This window comes from Agromyces agglutinans, assembly GCF_009647605.1.
In the GTDB taxonomy this organism is placed as follows: Bacteria; Actinomycetota; Actinomycetes; order Actinomycetales; family Microbacteriaceae; genus Agromyces; species Agromyces agglutinans.
In genome coordinates, this window is the sequence record NZ_WJIF01000004.1 from 126,175 (window position 1) to 147,624 (window position 21,450).

19 protein-coding genes are annotated in these 21,450 nt (G+C 71.8%); 10 read left to right on the forward strand and 9 right to left on the reverse strand.

Translation table 11 applies throughout. The features are described 5' to 3' along the window. Positions 1–130 precede the first annotated feature (130 nt). The gene (locus GE115_RS09150) at positions 131–436 is read left to right on the forward strand and encodes an NIPSNAP family protein (protein WP_153684495.1); all 306 of its coding nucleotides are present in this window, start codon (positions 131–133) and stop codon (positions 434–436) included. A gap of 43 nt (positions 437–479) precedes the next feature. On the opposite strand, the gene GE115_RS09155 is transcribed toward GE115_RS09150, so the two are convergent. Then, positions 480–914 (reverse strand): acyl-CoA thioesterase, encoded by a 435-nt coding sequence (locus GE115_RS09155; RefSeq protein ID WP_312855044.1) that lies wholly within the window; start codon positions 912–914, stop codon positions 480–482. A gap of 3 nt (positions 915–917) precedes the next feature. After that, positions 918–1,616, reverse strand: coding sequence for a QsdR family transcriptional regulator (locus tag GE115_RS09160; RefSeq protein WP_172979796.1), 699 nt, complete (start codon positions 1,614–1,616; stop codon positions 918–920). 110 nt (positions 1,617–1,726) lie between these two features. Between GE115_RS09160 and GE115_RS09165 the strand changes: the two genes are divergently transcribed. Beyond that, a complete protein-coding gene (locus GE115_RS09165; RefSeq protein WP_153684496.1) occupies positions 1,727–2,968 on the forward strand; it encodes an acyl-CoA dehydrogenase family protein in 1,242 nt (413 codons plus the stop codon). A gap of 29 nt (positions 2,969–2,997) precedes the next feature. Then, positions 2,998–4,230 (forward strand): acetyl-CoA C-acetyltransferase, encoded by a 1,233-nt coding sequence (locus GE115_RS09170; protein ID WP_153684497.1) that lies wholly within the window; start codon positions 2,998–3,000, stop codon positions 4,228–4,230. A gap of 344 nt (positions 4,231–4,574) precedes the next feature. On the opposite strand, the gene GE115_RS09175 is transcribed toward GE115_RS09170, so the two are convergent. Genes GE115_RS09175 through GE115_RS09185 form a run of 3 tightly spaced genes read right to left on the reverse strand, consistent with a single transcriptional unit; the run spans position 4,575 to position 6,974 of the window. After that, positions 4,575–5,051, reverse strand: a complete 477-nt coding sequence (locus GE115_RS09175; RefSeq protein ID WP_153684498.1) for a MaoC family dehydratase — start codon at positions 5,049–5,051, stop codon at positions 4,575–4,577. Further along, positions 5,048–5,797 carry a 3-oxoacyl-ACP reductase FabG gene (gene fabG / locus GE115_RS09180; protein WP_153684499.1) on the reverse strand — a complete coding sequence of 250 codons (750 nt, stop codon included), beginning with the start codon at positions 5,795–5,797 and terminating at the stop codon, positions 5,048–5,050. The genes GE115_RS09175 and fabG overlap by 4 nt, the downstream gene beginning before the upstream one ends. Before the next feature lie 31 nt (positions 5,798–5,828). Beyond that, positions 5,829–6,974: an alcohol dehydrogenase catalytic domain-containing protein gene (locus GE115_RS09185; RefSeq protein ID WP_153684643.1), complete on the reverse strand. Its 1,146-nt coding sequence runs from the start codon at positions 6,972–6,974 to the stop codon at positions 5,829–5,831. Between the two features lie 200 nt (positions 6,975–7,174). On the opposite strand from GE115_RS09185, the gene GE115_RS09190 reads away from it, so the two are divergent. The 6 genes from GE115_RS09190 to GE115_RS09215 all read left to right on the forward strand — a co-directional run bounded on the left by GE115_RS09190 (position 7,175) and on the right by GE115_RS09215 (position 12,721). Next, positions 7,175–8,077, forward strand: coding sequence for a phosphate/phosphite/phosphonate ABC transporter substrate-binding protein (locus tag GE115_RS09190; protein WP_153684500.1), 903 nt, complete (start codon positions 7,175–7,177; stop codon positions 8,075–8,077). Then, complete coding sequence (locus GE115_RS09195) at positions 8,077–9,030, forward strand: phosphonate ABC transporter ATP-binding protein (protein WP_246190668.1); 954 nt, start codon at positions 8,077–8,079, stop codon at positions 9,028–9,030. The genes GE115_RS09190 and GE115_RS09195 overlap by 1 nt, the downstream gene beginning before the upstream one ends. Beyond that, positions 9,017–9,913 (forward strand): phosphonate ABC transporter, permease protein PhnE, encoded by an 897-nt coding sequence (phnE, locus tag GE115_RS09200; protein WP_246190669.1) that lies wholly within the window; start codon positions 9,017–9,019, stop codon positions 9,911–9,913. The genes GE115_RS09195 and phnE overlap by 14 nt, the downstream gene beginning before the upstream one ends. After that, the gene (locus tag GE115_RS09205) at positions 9,910–10,695 is read left to right on the forward strand and encodes a tyrosine-protein phosphatase (RefSeq protein WP_153684501.1); all 786 of its coding nucleotides are present in this window, start codon (positions 9,910–9,912) and stop codon (positions 10,693–10,695) included. The genes phnE and GE115_RS09205 overlap by 4 nt, the downstream gene beginning before the upstream one ends. After that, a complete protein-coding gene (locus GE115_RS09210; protein WP_153684502.1) occupies positions 10,692–11,366 on the forward strand; it encodes a TetR/AcrR family transcriptional regulator in 675 nt (224 codons plus the stop codon). Before GE115_RS09205 ends, GE115_RS09210 begins: the two co-directional genes overlap by 4 nt. Before the next feature lie 128 nt (positions 11,367–11,494). Further along, complete coding sequence (locus GE115_RS09215; RefSeq protein WP_153684503.1) at positions 11,495–12,721, forward strand: serine hydrolase domain-containing protein; 1,227 nt, start codon at positions 11,495–11,497, stop codon at positions 12,719–12,721. 55 nt (positions 12,722–12,776) lie between these two features. On the opposite strand, the gene GE115_RS09220 is transcribed toward GE115_RS09215, so the two are convergent. Further along, complete coding sequence (locus GE115_RS09220; protein WP_153684504.1) at positions 12,777–14,738, reverse strand: choice-of-anchor A family protein; 1,962 nt, start codon at positions 14,736–14,738, stop codon at positions 12,777–12,779. A gap of 212 nt (positions 14,739–14,950) precedes the next feature. Here GE115_RS09220 and GE115_RS09225 point away from each other — a divergent pair, with 212 nt between their 5' ends. Then, complete coding sequence (locus GE115_RS09225) at positions 14,951–15,118, forward strand: hypothetical protein (RefSeq protein ID WP_153684505.1); 168 nt, start codon at positions 14,951–14,953, stop codon at positions 15,116–15,118. Between the two features lie 231 nt (positions 15,119–15,349). Here GE115_RS09225 and GE115_RS09230 read toward each other — a convergent pair whose 3' ends face one another. The 3 genes from GE115_RS09230 to GE115_RS09240 form a co-directional block, all read right to left on the reverse strand. After that, positions 15,350–17,620 (reverse strand): ABC transporter ATP-binding protein, encoded by a 2,271-nt coding sequence (locus GE115_RS09230; RefSeq protein WP_153684506.1) that lies wholly within the window; start codon positions 17,618–17,620, stop codon positions 15,350–15,352. Beyond that, the gene (locus tag GE115_RS09235; RefSeq protein WP_153684507.1) at positions 17,617–19,350 is read right to left on the reverse strand and encodes an ABC transporter ATP-binding protein; all 1,734 of its coding nucleotides are present in this window, start codon (positions 19,348–19,350) and stop codon (positions 17,617–17,619) included. The genes GE115_RS09230 and GE115_RS09235 overlap by 4 nt, the downstream gene beginning before the upstream one ends. 225 nt (positions 19,351–19,575) lie before the next feature. Next, complete coding sequence (locus GE115_RS09240) at positions 19,576–21,414, reverse strand: glycoside hydrolase family 2 protein (protein WP_216648806.1); 1,839 nt, start codon at positions 21,412–21,414, stop codon at positions 19,576–19,578. Positions 21,415–21,450 lie beyond the last annotated feature (36 nt).

A 21,450-nucleotide genomic window follows, 5' to 3' on the forward strand; every position in this document is an offset into this window, starting at 1 on the left:
GCGGTGCCGGGGCGACACCGCTCCGATCAGCATACCGCCCAGTCGGTTTGTTGGGTACACGCGGTTCGCCGAGATGGGCCTACGCTCGGACGCGGCGCGCGTACGAGCCCGGCGCCGGAAGGAACGAACCATGATCACCGTGCACCTCCGCTACGAGATCGACGCCGACAAGCTCGCCGAGTTCCGCGAGTACGGCGAGCGCTGGATCCGCCTGGTGGCGAAGTTCGGCGGCACGCACCACGGGTACTTCCTGCCGAGCGAGGGCGACAGCGACGAGGCGTTCGCGCTCTTCACGTTCCCGTCGCTCGCCGATTACGAGCAGTACCGCATCGGCGCAGCCACGGACCCCGAGTGCGTCGAGGCATACGAGTTCGCCGCTCGCACGCAGTGCATCCGACGGTACGAGCGGCGATTCCTGTCGCCCGTGTTCGGCTGAGCTCGGGTCGCGGAGCGATCAGCCGACGCGGCTGAACGCCCGCTCAGCCCGTCGCGCCGAGCTGCTCGACGAGCGCGGTGCGCACGGCCTCGGGCATGGGGGTCGGACGCCGGCTCGTGGCATCCACGAACACGTGCACGAACTCGCCCGTCGCGATCGGCTCGCCCTCGCCCGCGCGCAGGATGCCGAGCGACCAGGTGACGCTCGTCGTGCCGAGCCGCCCGACCGCGATGCCGACCTCGAGCGGCTCGGGAAAGGTCGCCGGCGCGAGATAGCGGCAGTTGGATGCCACGACGAGGGCGATCGGGCCGTCGCCGGCCGGGTCGAGCCCGGCGTTGCGGATCATCCACGTGTTGACGGCGGTGTCCATCGCCTCGTAGTAGACGGTGTTGTTGACGTGTCCGTACTGGTCGTTGTCGTTCCAGCGCGTCGGGAAGGGCTGGCGCACGGCGTACGTCGGCGTCTGCGGTTCGGTCACGGTTCAGTCCGCCCGGAGCAGCACGCGGAACGCGGTGCGCGCGCGCTCGGTGCTCGGGGTGTCGCCCGAGATGAGGTCGGCGTAGGTGAACGACTCCGACACCCGCACGAGCAGGTACGCGAGCGAGTCGGGCTCGATCGCGCCGCCGAGCGGGCGATCGCCGAGGTCGCGGCGAACCAGCCACTCGGCGGTCGCTACGTACCGGCGCTGGATCTCGCTCTCCTTCGTCGTGAGCAGGCGCAGCGCGCGAGCGGGTTCGCGGCGCAGGAACTGGCGGAAGTAGTCGGCCGAGATCAGGTCGTCGACGAAGTGGGTGAGCACGGCGGCGACGTGCTCGGCGCCGTCGAGGTGCTCGGCGGCGTGCTCGGCCTGCACGAGCGTCGGCACGGCCAGCGACCACAGCACCTCGGAGAGCAGGGCGTCGCGGTTGCCGACCCAGCGGAACAGCGACGTGCGGTCGACGCCGAGCGAGGTCGCGAGCGCGCCCATGTCGATGCGGCGGCCGGCGATGAACGACTCGCGCGCCAACTGGAACGCGCGCTCGGCGTCGGTATGGGTGCGCAGGCGCTCGGAGAGCCAGGACGGCGCGGCCTGGAGACCGACCGCGGCGATCGCCGCGTCGTCGCCGGCGGATGCCGCATCGTCGCCGGCGGGTGCCCCGGCGGCGGGCGGACCGGATGCGGCGACGGCTGAGGAGGACATGCGGGAATGCTACCCCGGCCCGAAGCGGCCGCGTGCAACATTCCCGAAAATGTTGCATACTCGTACCGATCAGCGACGATACGTCTCGATCACCGACGATCGGAGAAGCCATGACGCTCACCATGACCCCGCCCGGCGCGACCGACGCGCCTGCCGGCGCCCCCGCCGACCTGCTCGACGCCGACTTCTACGCGTTCCAGCAGCAGCTCACCGCCGAGGAGCAGGCCGCCGTGGCCCGCATCCGCGCCTTCCTCGAGGCCGAGGTCGGCCCGCATGCCGACGACCTCTGGGAGCAGGCCAAGAGCCCGCGCCACCTCATCCCGCGGATGGCCGAGCTCGGCCTCTTCAGCGCCGGGTTCCCCGGCTACCGGCAGTTCGAGAACAGCTGCGTCTACCGCGGGTGGATCGCGCTCGAGATCGCGCGCGTCGACCCCTCGACCGCGACCTTCATCGGTGTGCACTCGGGGCTCGCGATGAACGCGATCCACGTCGGCGGATCCGACGAGCAGCAGGCCGAGTGGCTGCCGCGCATGGCGCGCGGCGAGCTCATCGGCGCGTTCGGGCTCACCGAGCCCGGACACGGCTCCGACACCGCGCGCGGCCTCGAGACGACGGCCACGCGGCGCACCGCGGCCGACGGCACCGACGAGTGGGTGCTGAACGGCTCGAAGCGCTGGATCGGCAACGCGACCTTCGCCGACGTGGTCGTCATCTGGGCGCGCGACACCGCCGACGACCAGGTGAAGGGATTCCTCGTGCGCACGCCCGCGGTCGGGTTCACGGCCACGAAGATCGAGCGCAAGCAGTCGCTGCGCGGGGTCGAGAACGCCGACATCGTGCTCGAGGACGTGATCGTGCCCGAGCGCGACCGGCTCCAGCGCATCGGCGGCTTCCGCGACGTCGCCGTCGTGCTGCGCCTGACCCGCGCCGAGGTGGCCTGGCAGGGCATCGGCGTCGCGGTCGGCGCCTACGAGGCCGCGCTCGCGTACGCGAAGGAGCGGGTGCAGTTCGGCAAGCCGATCGCGTCGTACCAGCTGGTGCAGGAGAAGCTCTCGAACTCGCTGTCGAACATCACCGCATCGATCGCGCTGTGCATGCGCGTCTCGGCCATGCAGGACGAGGGGGAGCAGCGCGACCACCACTCGGCCATGGCGAAGGCGTTCGTCACCGCGCGCATGCGCGAGGTGGTGGCGTGGTGCCGCGAGATCCTGGGCGGCAACGGCATCCAGCTCGACCACGGCGTCGCGCGCTACTTCGCCGACGCCGAGGCCGTGTACACCTTCGAGGGCACGTTCGACATGAACACCCTCATCGTCGGGCGCGCGATCACCGGCATCGCGGCGTTCCACTAACCGGCGCGCAGAACGAGAGGATGCCACGGATGCCTGAAGCCTTCATCGTCGCCACCGCCCGCTCCCCGATCGGCCGCGCCCGCAAGGGCTCGCTGGTCGATATCCGCCCCGACGACCTCGCCGCGCAGATGGTGCAGGCCGCGCTCGACCGCGTGCCGGGGCTCGACCCCGCGCGGGTGGAGGACCTCCTGCTCGGCTGCGGGCAGCCGGGCGGCGAGCAGGGCATGAACCTGGGTCGCATCGTCGCGGTGCTGCTCGGGCTCGACGGCGTGCCGGGCACGACCGTCAACCGCTACTGCTCGTCGAGCCTGCAGACCACGCGCATGGCCTTCCACGCCATCAAGGCCGGCGAGGGCGACGTGTTCGTCTCGGCCGGCGTCGAGTCGGTCACGCACTCCGCACGCGGCACGGCCGACTACATCCCCGGCGAAGACGTGCGCAACCCGCGGTTCGCCGAGGCCCTCGCGCGCACCGACGAGCGGGCCGCGGCCGGCGTCGCCGGGCTCGGCCGCTGGCACGACCCCCGCGAAGACGGCCTGCTGCCCGACGCCTATATCGCGATGGGCCAGACCGCCGAGAACGTCGCCGACCTCATGGGGGTGTCGCGTGCCGAGCAGGACGCCTTCGCCGCCCGCAGCCAGCAGCGCGCCGAGCAGGCCATCGCCGATGGATTCTGGGCACGCGACATCACCCCCGTGACGCTGCCCGACGGCCGCGTCGTCGACGCCGATGACGGACCCCGCCCCGGCGTCACGGTCGAGGGGCTCGCGGCGCTCGACCCGGTCTTCCGCCCCGACGGCACGGTCACCGCGGGCAACTGCTGTCCCCTCAACGACGGCGCGGCGGCGGTGATCGTGGTCTCCGAGCGCATCGTCGACGAGCTCGGCCTGCAGCCGCTGGCGCGCATCGTCTCGACCGGCGTCTCGGGGCTGTCGCCCGAGATCATGGGACTCGGCCCGGTCGAGGCCTCGCGCCAGGCGCTCGCGCGTGCCGGCCTCGGCATCGACGACGTCGACCTCGTAGAGCTCAACGAGGCCTTCGCGGCCCAGGTGATCCCGTCGGCCCGCGAGCTCGGCATCGACCCGGAGAAGCTCAACGTGCACGGCGGGGCCATCGCGGTGGGGCATCCGTTCGGCATGACCGGCGCGCGCATCACGTCGACGCTGATCAACGGCCTCGAGGCGACCGGCGGCCGCTACGGCCTCGAGACGATGTGCGTCGGCGGCGGCCAGGGCATGGCGATGGTGCTCGAGCGCGTCTAGCCGCGCCCGCCCGCCGCCTGCCTCGCTTCCCTTCCCGACCGTTCGCAATTCAGGTCGGGAGGTGTGTCGCGGGTCGTCCTCGCCGAGGGCGGCCCGCGACACGCCGGTGCCAAACTGAATTGCGGATCCGGGGTGCTCGGGAGGGGCGGTGGATCACCGGCGGAAGGTCACGTGCACGAGCCCGCTCTCGGCGACCTCGCTCGAGACGGCGTAGTGGCGGCCACGGGCGAAGTCCTTCCGGAGACGTGGTGCGAGCCGGGTGCTCCCGGCCGCGAATCCACGATGGCGGGGCCCGGCATCGACCCGGAGTCATTTCGGCCCAGCTCGAAACACCCGCTGCGCGCTCAGGCGGGAACGAGCAGCGTCACCCACTGGGCGACGAGCGCCGGACGCTCGGAGCCCTCGATCTCGACCGTGAGCTCCTGGGTGACCCGCACGCCCGTGCCGGTGCGCTCCGCGCCCGCGATCGTGCCGACCGCGCGCACGCGCGACCCGGCCGTGACCGGCTGGAGGAACCGCACCTTCTCGAACCCGTAGTTCACGCCCATGGCGAGCCCGCCGACGTCCAGCAGCGGCGTCGCGAGGGCCGTGAGCAGCGACAGCGTCAGGAACCCGTGCGCGATCGGCGCACCGAACGGCCCGGCCGCCGCCCGCTCGACGTCGACGTGGATCCACTGGTGGTCGTCGGTCGCCGCCGCGAACGCGTCGATGCGGGTCTGGTCGATCGTGAACCAGTCGCCCGGGCCGATCGGGGTGCCGACCGCGTCGACGAGCTCGTCGGGCGACGCGAAGGCGAGGGCGGTGCGGTTGCCCGCGCTCATGCCTTCGGCCCTCCGGCGACGTAGAGCACCTGGCCCGAGACGAACGACGCCGCCTCGGAGCAGAAGTACGCGACGGCCGCCGCGACATCCTCGGGCTGGCCGACCCGGCCGACCGGGATCTCCTTCGCCGCGCCCTCGAGCAGCTGCTCGAACGTGATACTCATGCGCTCGGCCGTCTGGCGCAGCATGTCGGTCGCGATGAACCCGGGTGCGACCGCGTTCGCCGTGATGCCGTACCGCCCGAGCTCGATCGCGAGGGTCTTGGTGAAGCCCTGCAGCCCGGCCTTGGCCGCGGCGTAGTTCGCCTGGCCGCGGTTGCCGAGCGCCGACGTGCTCGAGAGGTTCACGATACGGCCCCACTTCGCCTCGACCTGGTGCGCCTGCACGGCGCGGGTCATCAGGAACGCGCCGCGCAGGTGCACCTGCATGACGGCGTCCCAGTCGCCGTCGCTCATCTTGAACAGCAGGTTGTCGCGCAGGATGCCCGCGTTGTTCACGAGGATCGTCGGCGCGCCGAGTTCGTCGGCCACGCGGGCGACGGCCGCGGCGACGACGTCGGCGTCGGAGACATCCGCCCCGATCGCGAGGGCACGGCCGCCCTCGTCGGTGATGGAGGCGACGGTCTCGGCCGCGTGCTCCTCGAGCAGGTCGACGACGGCGACGGCGTGCCCGTCGGCGGCGAGTCGGCGCGCGGTCGCGGCGCCGATGCCGCGGGCGCCTCCGGTCACGATGGCGGTGCGGGTCATGCGGGGGTCCTCTCGGTGGTGGTGGATGGGGTCACGACGGGTCGTCGAACGTGATGAGCTGGCGGAGTTCGCCGCCGCCGGCGAGCCGGTCCATGGCGGCGTCGATCTCGTCGAGCCGGATGCGCGACGACACGAGTCGCTCGAGCGGCAGGCGGCCGGCGCGCCACAGTTCGACGTAGCGCGGGATGTCGCGTGCGGGCACGGCCGAGCCGAGGTAGCTGCCGATGACGGTGCGCGCCTCGGCGGTGAGCGTGAGCGGCGAGATCCGCGCGCGCGCGTCGGGCGCGGGAAGGCCGACGGTGACGGTCGTGCCGCCCGGGGCGGTGAGCGCGAAGGCCGTCTCGAACGCCCTGGCCGAGCCGGCCGCCTCGATCACGACGGGCGCGGTGAGGCCGGCCTCGGCCGCGTCGGCGGGGGAGAGGGCGACGGATGCCCCGAGCTCGCGCGCCGTCGCGAGCTTCGAGTCGACCGCATCGACGCCGACGACCTCGTGGCCGAGCGCGACGGCGACGAGCAGGGCCGCCATGCCCACCCCGCCGAGGCCGACGACGATGACCCGGTCGCCCGGTGCGGGGCATCCGGCGTTGATCACGGCGCCGCCGCCCGTGAGCACGGCACAGCCGAGCAGGGCCGCGATCTCGGCCGGCACGCCGGCGTCGACGGGCACGACCGAGATGCGGCTGACGACCGCGTGCGTCGCGAAGCCGCTGACGCCGAGGTGGTGGTGCACGGGTTCGCCGGCGGTCGCGGCGGGTGAGCCGGTCGCGGTGCTGACGCGGTGCAACCGGATGCCGCCGCCGACGAGCGTGCCCGCGCCGTTGGCCGCCGAGCCGACCTCGCAGGGCAGCCGCCCGTCGGTGCGGCATCCGGCGCACGCGCCGCAGCGCGGCAGGAACGTCATGACGACGCGCGTGCCGATCGGCAGGTCGTCGACGCCGTCGCCGACCTGCTCGACGATGCCGGATGCCTCGTGCCCGAGCAGCATCGGCGTGGGGCGCACGCGGTTGCCGTCGACGACGCTGAGGTCGGAGTGGCAGATGCCGGCGGCCTCGATGCGCACGAGGAGTTCGCCGGGGCCGGGGGGATCGAGCTCGAGCGCACCGACCGTGAACGGCCTCGACTGCGCGAACGGCGCCGAGGCGCCCGATCGTTCGAGCACCGCACCGGTGATGCGCATGGCGACCTCCTCGTCTCGCGCCCGGCGCTCGTCACCGGCCACCCGCCCAGCATACCGACCGCGCGGTATGTTCGCACTGACTGTTCACGTCCCGTTCCATTCGCAGTCCGGCAGTCTCGTAATTCCGGGACACCTTCCGGAGATTGCATACCGGTGTTCTCGAAACCACCTCGAACCACGACCCCTCCGGAAGGACCCCCATGCGCCGCCACCTCGTGCCCGCGATCGGCCTGCTCGGCGTGGGCGCCCTCGCGCTCACCGGCTGCCAGGCCACGCCCACCGACTCGGCCGCCGCCGCGGATGCGCCGATCACCATCGCCACGCTCCCGCTCGGCGACGACCCGACCCAGGAGAACCCGATCGACGCGTTCGCCGAGCTCCTCGCCGCCGAGACCGGGCGCGAGGTGGAGGTCACCGACGTGCCCGACTACCTCAGCGTCGTCGAGGCGATCCGCGCCGACCACGTCGACATCGGCATCATGAGCGGATTCCCGTCGGCCCTCGCCGTGAACACCGGCGAGGTCGACTCGCTGCTCGCCTGGGCCGGCAGCGAGGACCCGGTCTCGACCTGCGTCGTGCTCGCCGACTCCCCCGTGCAGACCGTCGAGGACCTCGCCGGCGCGACCGTCGCGTTCGCCGACCAGGCCTCGAGCTCGGGCTACTTCATGCCCGTCTACATGCTGCACGAGGCCGGCCTCGAGCAGGGCGAGGACTACGAGGCGATCTTCGCCGGCGGTCACGAGGGCAGCTTCGTCGCACTGCAGCAGGGCCAGGTGGATGCCGCGTGCACCGCCGTCATGCTCACGAAGCTCGGCCAGCCGATGTTCCCGTTCGCCGACGGCGAGTGGCGGGCGGTCGGCGAGAGCCCGTCGATGCCGGTCGCCGGCAGCGTGCTCGCCCGCCAGTCCCTCGACGACGAGACCCGCGAACTGCTGCAGGAGGCCCTGCCCAAGGTCTTCTCGGAGGCCAACGCCGAAGCGCTCGGCGCACTCGGCGAGGGCTTCATCGGGCTCGACGAGATCATCGACCCCGATCCCGAACTGTTCGACGGCTTCGTCGACATCGCAGCCGTCGCGGGCGTCGAACTCAAGGACCTCGGCTGATGCACGCCCCAGCAGCCGCCTCGGCGACGGCCGCCGTCGCCCAGGCGGCGGCCGGGGCCGGCCCGTCCGCCGGCGAGCCGACGACCGGCGAGCCGACGACCGGCGAGCCGACGACCGGCGAGCCGACGACCGGCGAGCTCCGCCAGGCGCTGCCGCTCGTGACCGTCCGGGGCATCCGCGTCNTCCGCCAGGCGCTGCCGCTCGTGACCGTCCGGGGCATCCGCGTCGCGTACGGCGACGCACCCGTGCTCGACGGCGTCGACCTCGACCTGTACCCGGGCGAGATGGTGGCCCTGCTCGGCGCCTCGGGCTCGGGCAAGTCGACCCTGATGCGCGCACTCACGGGCTTCGCGCCCGTGAGCGGCGGCACGGTGCGGGTCGCCGGGCACGACGTGCGCAACCTGCGACGCGGCGAACTGCGCGGCCTGCGCTCTGAGGTCGGCCAGGTCTTCCAGCAGTTCAACCTCATCCCGCGGCTCAGCGTGCTGACCAACGTGCTGACCGGGGCGCTGCACCGGGCCGGCGCCATCAACCTGGTCGGCGGATTCGGCAGCGAGCACCGCAAGCTCGCGCTGCACTACCTCGACCGGGTGGGCATCGCGCACAAGGCGATGGAGCCGGCCCGCTCCCTGAGCGGCGGCCAGCAGCAGCGGGTCGCGATCGCCCGAGCCCTGATGCAGCAACCGAGGCTGATCCTGGCCGACGAACCGGTCGCCTCGCTCGATCCGAGGCTCGCCGACTCCGTGCTCGGTCTCCTCCGCGAGATCGCGACCGAAGACGGCATCCCCGTGCTCGTGAGCCTGCACGTGCTGCCGCTCGCGCTCGCGCACAGCGACCGCATCGTCGGACTGCGTCACGGCGAGGCGGTCGTCTCGGCGCCGACCGCCGAACTCGACGCCGACCGGCTCTCGACGCTCTACGACGAGGAGGGAACCGGCGATGACGAGCACTGAGGCCGCGCGCACGCGATCGAAGGCGGCGACCGGCCCGACCGGCCCGAACGGCACGACCGGCCCGAACGGCACGACCGTCGCGCCGCCCCTCGACCCCGCCGAACGCCACCGCCTCGAACGCGCCTTCTCGGTGCCGCGCGCACGGTTCCTGCTCGGCATCCCGGTCGCGGTCATCGTGCTCGGCTGGTCGTTCGTCGGCGCCGAGTTCAACTTCACGAAGCTCGCCGACGGTGCGGTGAACATGGCCGACTTCCTGGGCCGGCTCTTCCCGCCCGACTTCTCCGACTTCGGCACGATCGTGGCGCTGCTCGTCGAGACCCTGCAGATGGCGATCGTCGGCACCGTGCTCGGCGCCGTGCTGTCGTTGCTCGTGGCGTTCGCCGCGGCATCCAACATCGCGCCGAAGTGGGTGTACTACCCGGCCCGCTGGATCATGAACATCATCCGGTCGGTTCCCGACCTGGTCTTCGCGCTGATGTTCGTGTCGGCCGTCGGCCTCGGGCCATTCGCCGGCATCCTCGCGATGACGCTCGGCTCGCTCGGCTCGATCGGGAAGATCTTCGCCGAGGCGATGGAGTCGGTCGATCGCGGACCGCTCGTCGCCATGCAGGCCGTCGGCGCCTCGAAGCGACAGGTCATCCAGTACGGCGTGCTGCCGCAGGCCGCACCCCTCCTCGTGTCGTACACGCTGCTGCTCTTCGAGGGCAACGTGCGCGGCGCCACCATCCTCGGCCTCGTCGGCGCGGGCGGCATCGGCCTCGAGCTGACCACCGCCATGCGCATGTACGACTACGGCCACCTGAGCGCGATCATCATCTGCATCATCGTCCTCGTCACCGCGATCGACCAGGGCAGCGCCCTGATCCGAAGGAGAATCACATGACCATCGCCATCGACGACGCGACGCCGGCCGCGATCGAGCTGAGTGCGCCCGCCAACCTGCGCGACCTCGGCGGCATCCCGATCGACGGCGGCGTGCTGCGGTCTGGGCTCGCCATCCGCGCCGACGACCTCGCGCTCGTCACCGAGGCGGATGCCGCGGCCCTGGTCGCTGGCGGACTCACGGCCGTCATCGACCTGCGCACCGGCGACGAGGCCGCGATGACCGGGCGGGGCCCGCTCGCCGCGCTGCCGGTCGCGTACCACCACCTCCCGCTGATGGCGAGCATCGGCGCCGGGATGCCTCGCGGCGAGCTCCCCGCGTTCGACCACGTGTCGATGGGCGAGATGTACGCGGCCATGGTCGAGCGGGCCGCCCCGCACCTGGTCGGCGCGCTCGCCGTGATCGCGCTGTCGCCCGGTACGACCGCCTTCCACTGCTCGGCCGGGCGCGACCGCACCGGCGTGCTCGCCGCCGCGCTGCTGCTCGCGCTCGGCGCCGACGACGACGCGATCGTGGCCGACTACGCGAGGACCGGGCCGAACATGTCGGCGATCCACCAGCGCACGCGGGCGATCATGGGCGTGCTCATGTCGCGGCTCGGCTTCGACCTCGAGCAGCTGAGCGGGCTCACCGATTCGGATGACCCGATGGACGTCTCGATGCGCACCATGCTCGCGCGCCTGCGCGAGCGTCACGACGGCGATGCCCTCGCGCCGCTGCGCGCAGCGGGTCTCGACGAGTCGCTGATCGCGCGGCTGCGCGCCCGAGCGCTGGCCGCATGAGCGTGCCGACGAGGGTCGCGAGTCGGGCGCGGGCTGCGGATGCCTCCGCACCGGACGGTGCGCCTGACGAGGCCGGGGTCGCGGTCCGCCGCGGCCCCGGCCGGCCGCGCGACGACGAGCTCGACGGCGTCATCCTGACCGCGGCGCTCGAGCTGATCGATGCCGACGAACCCGTGACGGTGGCACGGGTCGTCGCCCGCAGCGGGGTGAGCCGGGCGACGCTCTACCGGCGCTGGCCGTCGCTGACGACGCTGGTCGCGGCGGCCCTCGACGTCGGCCGCGAAGACCCGGCGCCGGTGGTGATCGGCGCGGACCTGCGCGACCGCGTCGTCGCGTCGCTCCTGGGCGCACCCGACGGCGCGCAGGCGTCGGGCTTCCCCGAGCAGCGGTTCCGGCAGCGGATCCGGCTGGCCATGGCCGACCGCGAGCTGCAGCAGGCGTACTGGCGCTCGCACGTCTCGCGGCGGCGCGCCTCGCTCGAGACGGCGCTCGCCGAGGGCATCCGGCTGGGGCTGCTGCGGACCGACCTCGATGTCGCGGCGTGCTTCGACCTGCTCGCGGGGGTCTTCTACTACCAAGTGGTCGTCCGCGGCGCGCGGTTCGACGATCCCGCGACCCGGGCGCGGTGCCAGTCCGCGATCGAGGTGGCCTGGCGGGGCATGGAGGTGTAGGCGGACGCCGCCGGTCGTTGCGCCACATTCTCCTCGAGGAGATGCGTCCTCCTCGAGAGGACGCGTCACAAACCGACCGCGCGGTATGCTGCTCGGGCAGCCTGCCGACGACGCCAGAGGAGCCCCCGATGACCACGACCGACCCAGCGACCAGCACCGAACCGGTGGCTTCCGCCGACCCGACCACCGAACCCTCGTCCGCTTCCGAAACCGCCGGCCCCCCGCTCGGCGGCCACGCCGACCCGCGGTTCGCCGGGCTCCGCGACGAGTTCGCCGCTCGGCTCGCCTCGGGCGACGAACTCGGCGCCTCGCTCGCGGTGATCCTCGACGGGGAGACCGTGGTGGACCTCTGGGGCGGCTGGGCCGACGCGGCGCGCACGTCGCCATGGCGGAGCGACACGATCACGAACGTCTGGTCGATCTCGAAGACGGTGACCGCGCTCGCCGCGCTCGTGCTCGTCGATCGCGGGCTCCTCGATCCCGAGGCGCCGGTCGCCCGGTACTGGCCCGAGTTCGCCGCCGCGGGCAAGGAGGGCGTGCTCGTCAAGCACGTGCTCATGCACACGTCGGGCGTCTCCGGCTGGGCCCAGCCCATCGAGGCCGCCGACATCCTCGACGTCGACCGCGCCGCGGCCCGCCTGGCCGAGCAGGCGCCGTGGTGGCCGCCCGGCGCGGCATCCGGCTACCACCTGCTCGACTACGGCCACCTCGTGGGCGAACTCGTGCGCCGCATCGACGGGCGCTCGCTGGGCGCGTTCGTGCGCGAGGAACTCGCCGAACGGCTCGGCGCCGACTTCCACCTCGGCCTCCCCGAGCAGGAGGACCACCGCGTGAGCAACGTGGTTCCGCCCGAGGGCCGGCTCGACCTCGGGGCGATCCCGCCCGACTCTCCCGCGTTCCGCACCTTCACCGGGCCGGTCCTCGGTGCCGAGACGACGTGGACCCGCGCCTGGCGCGAGGCCGGAGTGGGCGGCGCCGGCGGCCACGGCAACGCGCGCGCGGTCGCGCGCCTCAACGCCCTCATCGCAGGCGGCGGCGAGCTCGACGGCGTGCGCATCCTCGCGCCGAAGACCGTCGAGCGCGTGTTCGCCGAGCACACCGACAACATCGACCTGGTGCTCGGGATCCCGCTGCGGTTCGGCCTCGGCTGGGCGGTGTCGAACCCCGCGAGCACGCCGCACGTGCCCGAGGGTCGGGTGGGCTTCTGGGGCGGTTGGGGCGGCTCCATCGTGGTCGCCGACGCCGACCGCCGGATGACCGTCGCGTACGTGATGAACCGGATGTCGCCCGGCATCATCGGCTCCGAACGGTCGACGGCCTATGTGACGGAGGCGTACCGGTCACTCAGCGCCTGAGCGGGCGTCTGAGTGGGGGCTGAGCGGGCGCCTGAGCGCGCTCGAGCCGCTGTGCTCAGTCCGAGACGCGGATCCGACGACGACGCGCGAATGCGGTTGCGACGGCTCCGGCCGCGAACGTGAACACCGCGGCAGCGAACAGCGCTCCGACGCCGGACGCGCCCGTCTCGGCGATCTCGTCCGGTGCCGACGGCGACGGGGGCGTCGGAGGCGCGGGCGGTGTCGGAGACGGCGTCGGGGTCGGCGGTGCGACGCTCGCAGTGTTGGTGACGGTCACGGTGACGACCTGGTCGGCGGCCACGGTCAACGTCGCGGGGTCGATCGTCGGTTCACCCCAAACGACGCCCGCGATGGGCGGAAGCGCGGCCTCGGTGAAGCTGACCACCGTGCCCGCGGGAAGGTCCTGAGGACCGGCGACGAGCGAGCCGTCGGCCGGCACGTCGAGCGACCCGGTGACCGTCTCGCCGCCCTGCTCGTAGGAGAACCCGACGGAGAACGAGGTGTTCGTGGGGACGAGCGTGGCGGCCGCGCCGGTGACCTCCTTGCGTATCGCGAAGCCGCCGACCTCGCCGGCGGTCTCGGCGGTGTTCGTGACGGTGACCCGGGCGGTCGCGCCGTCGCCGATGACGATCGTGGACGGTTCGATGACCGGCACCCCCCACGTGACCCCGGGTACCTCGGGAAGATCGATCTCGGCGAACGTGACCTCGGTGCCGTCGGGAATGCCACGGGGGCCGTGAGCCACGGTGCCGTCGGCGAGCAGCGTCAACGTGCCCTCGACCGGCTGTCCTTCGGCGTCCGAATACGAGTAGTGCAGGGTGAACTCCGTGTCGGCCGGCACGAGCGTCGCCCCGTCGCCGGTCACGACCTTCTGTGCCGAGAAGCCGCCGCAGCCGAGCCCGCCCCCGCCGTTCCACGGGTAGTTGTGGTGCTCTGCGCCGGCGCCCGCGCCGCCGAGCGTGAGGTCGCCGCCCACGTGCAGGCGCCCGTTCGTGCTCGCGGTGACGAAGGCGTCGGCACCCGGCGCGAGGATCGAGCCCATCACCTGGCTCGTGCCGAGCAGGTCGAGGTCGGTCGTGTCGGCGAAATTCCAGAGGATGCGCGCGGCCGCGTTGCCGAAACCGGGGCCCGACGGTCCATCGACTCGAACGCCATCGATGGCGAAGTAGTTCGGCGCCCACGAGACCGCACCGGCGCCGAACACGTTGACGACGAGCGGGCCCTCGGGGGAGAGCCCGGCGAAGTCCACCGTCGTCGCCGCGGCCAGCTCGGCGGCCGAGATGCTGAAGACCTCGAGATCGGTCGTTCCCGTGCCGGTGAACGAGACGGTGTTGCCCGTGACTGCGGTGCTGCCCGTCGACGGCTCCGAGGCGAGTTCTGCAGATGCGGCATCGATCACCGACTGGAATCCCTGGTTCGGCGCCATCGCCGCGGTCTGGCCGAGGCCGCCAGTGGCCGGCGCCCCGTTCGTCGCGATCTCGCCGCCGATGGATCCACCCGCGAGCACCGCACCGCCGCCGTCGATGCCGGCGCCGACCTCGATGCGGTTGCCCGGCTGCACGACGAGGTCGCCGCCGACCTGGAACATCGGGTCGCCGGGTGGCGGGACGATGCCAGAGCCGGCCCCGACCGATCCGACGTTCAGCAGGCCATCGGGATCCTTGTCGATGTCGGCATCGCCGGTCACGAGCACGAGCCCCTCGATCTCGGCGCGCTGCTCGACCACGAAGAGCCCGTCACCCGCGAAGACCGCGACGTTCGCGTCGGTGTACGTCGGCAGCGGGCCGATGTCGGGCATGCCGCCGTCGGGAGGGCAGAAGGGTGCGGGCACCGCGGCCGAGGCGGGTGCCGCCGGAGCGACGATCGCGAGGGCGAATCCGCCCGACAGCGCGAGCGATGCGGCCGCGAGGGTGCCGATCAGCGAGCGAAGTCGGCGGGGACGCGAACGAGATGTGGTCGTCGTGCCGATCGAGCGCGCGGTCGTCGTACCGGGCGTGAAGGAGAAGGCTGCCTGCATCGGGGGGTCTCCGATCGGATGCCGGCGGCCTGCGCCGACTCGGGTCGCGGAGGCGACGTGGACGTGTGCGTACCTTCGAGGGACGCGCGATCCAGCCGATCATGATGCGAGCCCCCCGACCGTCCGGTCAGTGTATCGCGAGCGGTATCGGGTACGTATGCCTTCCTCTGCGTCGGGTGAGCGCCTAGCGTCGAGGGGGAGAGGAGGCCGATATGACCGATTTCGTCGACCCGCTGGAGGAACCGCTGGATCTCGACCACGGCGTTCCCCCGGTGGAGGAACCCGAGTACGACCTGCACGAGGTGCCGGAGGATTCCCCCGAAGCGGACGAACGCGCCGCGACCGGCGAGGACGACGCCGGCGCTATCGACCGGGACTGAGGCCGCGCGCTGCGCGCTGCGCGCTGCGCGCTGCGCCGCAGCGGTCTCGCGATTCCGGGTTCCGGGGTTCCCTGAGAGGAGATCCTCCTCCGAACGCGGTATCCGAGTATCCGCCGGATACTCTTCTCCCGAGTTCTGGAAGGGCACAGCGCCAACGGGGAACGCCGAACGGGCGGGTACCGAGTTCTCGGTACCCGCCCGTCCGTTCAGTTCGCGCGTCCTACGCGCGTTCTACGCGCGCTCGGCGCGCTCGCCGCGTTCGGCCTGCTCCGCCCCGGCCTCGTGCGAGGCGTCGGCGTCGGGCTCGACCGCCGCGTCGGCAGCGGCAGCGCCGGCGCCCACGAGGTTCGCCCCGGGGACGCCCTCGGCTGCGCCGACGGCGGCCCCCGCAGCGGTGAGCTCGGCGGCGTCCGCCTCCGCCTCGCCCGTCACCACGGTGCCCTGTTCGGCCGCCAGCTCGGCGTCGAGGTCGGTCGCCGCCTGCTCGAACTGCGAGTTGTAGAGGCGGTAGTACGCGCTCTTCGCCGCGATCAGCTCGTCGTGCGTGCCCTGCTCGACGATGTCGCCGTGCTCCATCACGAGGATGAGGTCGGCGTCGCGGATCGTCGAGAGGCGGTGCGCGATCACGAAGGACGTGCGGCCCTCGCGGAGCGCCGCCATCGCGTGCTGCAGCAGCAGCTCGGTGCGGGTGTCGACCGAGCTCGTCGCCTCGTCGAGGATCAGCACGCTCGGCTGCGCCACGAACGCGCGGGCGATCGTGATGAGCTGCTTCTCGCCCGCCGAGACGTTCGAGGCCTCCTCGTCGAGCACCGTGTCATAGCCCTCGGGCAGCGAGTGCACGAACCGGTCGACGTAGGTCGCCTTGGCGGCCTCGAGGATCTCGGCGTCCGTGGCATCCGCTCGACCGTACCGGATGTTCTCGCGGATGGAGCCGGCGAACAGCCACGGGTCTTGGAGCACCATGCCCGTCTTGGCCCGGATGTCGTGCCGCGTGAGGTCGGCGATGTCCTGGCCGTTGAGCAGGATGCGGCCGCCGTCGAGCTCGTAGAACCGCATGATGAGGTTCACGAGCGTCGTCTTGCCGGCACCCGTCGGCCCGACGATCGCGACCGTCTGCCCGGGCTCGACCCGGAACGACAGGTCGCGGATCAGCGGGTGCGCGGGGTCGTACGAGAACGACACGTGCTCGAACTCGATCGTGCCGTCGCCGTCGACCGGGGCGGGCGCGTCGACCGCGTCGGGCTCCTGCTCGTCTTCATCGAGCAGTTCGAACACGCGCTCGGCCGACGCGGTGCCCGACTGCACGACCGCGGCCATGCCGCCGAGCTCCGAGAGCGGCTGCGTGAACTGCTGCGAGTACTGGATGAAGGCCTGCACGTCGCCGAGGCGCAGCTGGCCGGTCGCCACCATGAGCCCGCCGAGCACGGCGATGCCGACGTACATCAGGTTCCCGATGAACATCATCGCGGGCATCATGATGTTCGACAGGAACTGTGCCTTGAACGACGCCTCGTACAGCTCCTGGTTCTCAGCCTGGAATGCCTCGCGGCTGGCCTCCTCGCGGCCGAAGACCTTCACGAGCGCGTGGCCCGAGAACGACTCCTCGACGCGCGCGTTCAGCCGGCCGACCTTGCGCCACTGGATGCCGAACGCCTTCTGCGACTTCGGGCCGATGACGCCGAAGATCACGCCCATGAGGGGCAGCGACACGAGTGCGACGAGCGAGAGCTGCCACGAGATCGTGAACATCATGACCAGCACGCCGACCACGGTCAGCACCGCGGTGAGCGCTCCCGACAGCGACTGCTGCATGGTCTGGGTGATGTTGTCGATGTCGTTCGTCACGCGCGAGATGAGCTCGCCGCGCTGCACCTTGTCGAAGTAGCGCAGCGGCAGGCGGTTGATCTTCGCCTCGACGGACTCGCGCAGGCGCCACATGGTGCGCACCATGATGACGTTGATCACGTAGCCCTGCAGCCAGGTGAGGATCGAGCCGGCGAAGTACAGCGCGAGCACGAGCATGAGCACCTGGCTCAGGCGCACGAAGTCGACGCCCTCGCCGGCCGTGACCCCGGCCGCCTCGACGACGTTCGCGAGCTCGGCCTGGCCGGCCGCGCGCAGCCCCTCGACGGCCTGCTCGGTCGTGGTGCCGGCCGGCAACTGCTGGCCGATGACCCCCGCGAAGATGATGTTGGTCGCCTCGCCGAGCACCTTCGGCGCGAGCACCGTCAGCACGACGCCGATGGCGCCCAGCAGCGACACGAACGCGAACGCGAGGGCGTGCGGCTTCAGGAGGCCGAGGAGCCGCCCGAAGCTCTGGCGGAAGTTCTTGGCCTTGCCCGGGGCGACGGCGCCGCTCCAGTCGTCGGCCGAGATGCGGGCCTGCTCGGCGAGTTCGAGTTCGAGCTGCTCTTCTTCGGACAGGGTGGGCTCCGTCTTCTGGGTCGAGGCGCTCTGCGTCGGGTTGCTCTGCGTGGGGGTGCTCTGCGTCGGGTTGCTCATCGCTGCGCCTCCACTCCGAGCTGGGATTCGACGATCTCGCGGTAGGTCTCGCTCGTCTCGAGCAGCTGCTCGTGCGTGCCGATGCCGACCATGCGCCCGTCGTCGAGCACGACGATGCGGTCGGCATCGGTGATGGTCGAGACGCGCTGCGCGACGACGATCTTCGTGACCTCGGGCAGTTCGCGCCAGAGCGCCTGCCGGAGTCTCGCGTCGGTCGTCAGGTCGAGGGCCGAGAACGAGTCGTCGAAGACGAGGATGCCGGGCCGGTGCACGATCGCGCGGGCGATCGCCAGGCGCTGCCGCTGGCCGCCCGACACGTTGGTGCCGCCCTGCGAGATGCGCGCGTCGAGCCTGCCCTCCATGTTCTCCACGAAGTCGCGGCCCTGGGCGATCTCGAGCGCGTGCCAGAGCTCCTCGTCGGTGGCCTCCTCCCGTCCGAACCGGAGGTTCGAGGCGACGGTGCCGCTGAAGAGGAACGGCCGCTGGGGCACGAGGCCGATGGTCGTCCACAGCGACTCGAGGTCGGCCTCGCGCACGTCGACGCCGTTGACCAGCACCTCGCCGCCGGTGACGTCGAACAGCCGAGGGATCAGCGAGATCAGCGTCGTCTTGCCGGCACCGGTCGAGCCCACGACGGCGACGGTCTCGCCCGGCGCGGCGTCGAACGTGATGTCGGTGAGCACGGGGTGCTCGGCGCCCGGATAGCTGAACGTCGCCCCGCGGAACGACACGGCGCCCGGCACCGGGAACGTCGAGACCGCCGAGTCGGAGCGGGCGAGCGACGTGTCGGCGTCGAGCACCTCGCTGATGCGGCCGGCCGACACCGCGGCGCGGGGGATCATCATCGTCATGAAGCTCGCCATGAGCACGCCGCTGAGGATGGTCATGACGTACTGCATGAACGCGAACAGCGTGCCGATCTGCACCTCGCCCCGGTCGACCTCGATCGCGCCGAACCAGAGCACGGCGATCACGGTGACGTTCAGCACGAGCATGACGAGCGGGAACAGCAGCACGAACAGCGAGCCGACCTTGCGGCCGACGATCATGATGTCGGTGTTGGCCTCGCGGAAGCGCTCCTCTTCGATGGGCTCGCGCACGAAGGCGCGCACGACGCGGATGCCCGTGAGCTGCTCGCGCATGATGCGGTTGACGCCGTCGAGCTTGTGCTGGAACGCGCGGAACAGCGGCACCATGCGCCCGATGATGAGGCCGGCGATCACGAGGAGCGTCGGCACCGAGACGGCGATGATCCAGCTGAGGCCGACATCCTGCTGGAGGGCGAAGATGATGCCGCCGATCGCGAGCAGCGGCGCGGTCACGAGGAACGTCGCCGCCATCATCGCGAGCATCTGCACCTGCTGCACGTCGTTCGTGTTGCGGGTGATCAGCGAGCCGGGGCCGAACGCGGAGACCTCGCGCTCGGAGAACGTCGACACCCGCTCGAACACGTCGTTGCGGATGTCCCGACCCGCCTGCATCGCGGCCTTCGCCGCGAAGTACGTCGCGATGATCGACGCCGTGATCTGCCCGAGGGAGATCGTCAGCATGAACACGCCCGTGGACCAGATGTAGGCCGTGTCGCCCTTCGAGACGCCCTCGTCGATGATGCGGGCGTTCAGGCTGGGCAGGTAGAGGCTGGCCATCGCCGAGAGGAACTGGAACACCAGCACTCCGAGCAGCAACCATTTGTAGGGTTTGAGGTAACGGACGAGGAGGCGCGCGAGCATCAGTTCTCCATGTCGGGGGTGCGAGATTCGAAGGCAGGGATGCCTCGGCGGCGTGTTCGTACGCGCGACTCGGCGACCCGGGACCGCGCTGCGACGCACCCCCGTGCGCCAGCGCGGCGATCAAGCCTCACACTTCAGCGGTCGGGATTCAAGCTAGAACGGACCACCGACACGCACGTTCACCGAGGGCGAAACTCCGGGTCGGATCGGGAATCGACGGCTCGACTACTCCCGGCCGTCGCCCGTGACGATCGCCCGGATCGTCTCGACCGGCAGCTTGGGGACCCGGTGCTCGTCGACGAGCCCGTTCGCCTCCTGGCGGGTGTCGGTCAGCTGCGTGTAGCAGAAGCCGGCGAGCGCCGGCGAGTCGCGCACGGCGGAGACGAGCTCGTCGAGATGCCGCTCGAACGCCTCGGCCGAGGTCGCGACGGAGTAGCCCCAGGTCTCGAGGTCGGAGCCGGGCGCATAGGTGATCCCGCCGAACTCCGTCACCATGACGGGCTTCCCGCGCAGCGCGGACGCATCCGACGAGCCGGCGGCGAGCCGGCGCCCGGCGGGGCCGACGCCGTCGAGCAGGCCGCCGATGGCGGCGGCATCCGCGTAGGTGTCCCGCAGCGCCGCACCGCTGGACGCGTAGTCGTGGATCGTGAGCAGGTCGGACTCGCCGTGCTCCCAGCCGTCGTTCGAGACGACGAGCCGCGACGGATCGAGCGCCTTGGTGAGGTGGAACAGCGCCTGGACGAAGTGCCGTTGGGCCGGGTCGTGCGACACGTGCTGCACGCCCCAGCTCTCGTTGACCGGCACCCACGTGACGATCGACGGGTGCGCCGCGTCGCGGGCGACGATCTCCGTCCATTCGCGCACCGTGCGCTCGATCGCCCGCGGCGAGAACTCGAAGGCGCTGCCGATCTCGCCCCAGACGAGCAGGCCGAGGCGGTCGGTCCAGAAGAGCAGCCGCGGATCCTCGGCCTTCTCGTGCAGCCGTACGGCGTTGAAGCCGAGGTCCTTGATGAGCTGGGCCTCACGGCGCAGCGCCTCGGCGCTCGGCGCGGCGAGGTGCGATTCGGGCCAGTACCCCTGCTCGAGCACCGAGCGCAGCAGGTAGGGGCGATCGTTGAGCAGGAAGCGTCCGCCGTGGTGGCCGACGCTGCGCAGCCCGAGGTACGACGCGACGTCGTCGACGACGGTGCCCTCGTCGTCGACGAGGCGCAGACGCGCATCGAGGAGCGTCGGATGCTCCGGAGACCAGAGGAGTCGCTCGTAGCCCTGGCCGTTCGACTGGAGGGGCAGCGACACGACGATGCGGTGCTCGGGCTCGGAGAGCCGCGTGCGCAGCGATGCCAGCTCGGTGCCGTCGTGGTCGATCTCGATCTCGAGCCACAGCGGCCGGGTGGGCCGAGCGCCGAGTCGCAGCTGCAGTGTCACGGCGGCGCCGGGCAGGTCGGGCGTCCAGTTCACCCGGGTCACGCGCTCGGGCGAGGGCGGCGCGGCCTCGAGCCAGACGGGCTGCCAGATGCCGGTCGTGCGGTGGTACCAGATGACGTGCGGCTCCTCGAGCCAGTCCTGCTTGCCGCGGGGCTGCGACACGTCGGCGGGGTCGTCCTCCGCGCGGACGACGAGCGTGAAGGCGCCGTCGAGCAGGTCGCCGTCGAGCTCGAATGAGAACGGCGTCTGGCCGCCCTCGTGCTCGCCGAGGAATCGGCCGTTCGCCCAGACCGAGGCGCGGTAGTCGACCGCGCCGAAGTGCAGCACGAGCACGGGCGCCGCGGCGCCGAGCCCCGCGGCGCGGACGTCGTCGGGTCCCACCACCCGCCGGTACCAGACCACCCGGTGGAAGGAGGTGTCGCCGATGCCGGAGGCCGGCGACTCGGCCGGGAACGGGACGACGATGCGGTCGGCGAAGCGGGTGGTCCCCAGATGCCAGCCGGATGCCACGCCGGCGTCATCGTCGTCGAACGCGAACTCCCACTCGCCGCCCAGGTCGGCCCAGGAGCGGCGCATGAGCTGGGGTCGGGGGTAGGTGCCGTCTTGTTCGGAGGCCCGCATCGTCGAGGAGTCGCGCATGCATCGAATCATGACGCATCTCTACAGCGCTGTAAA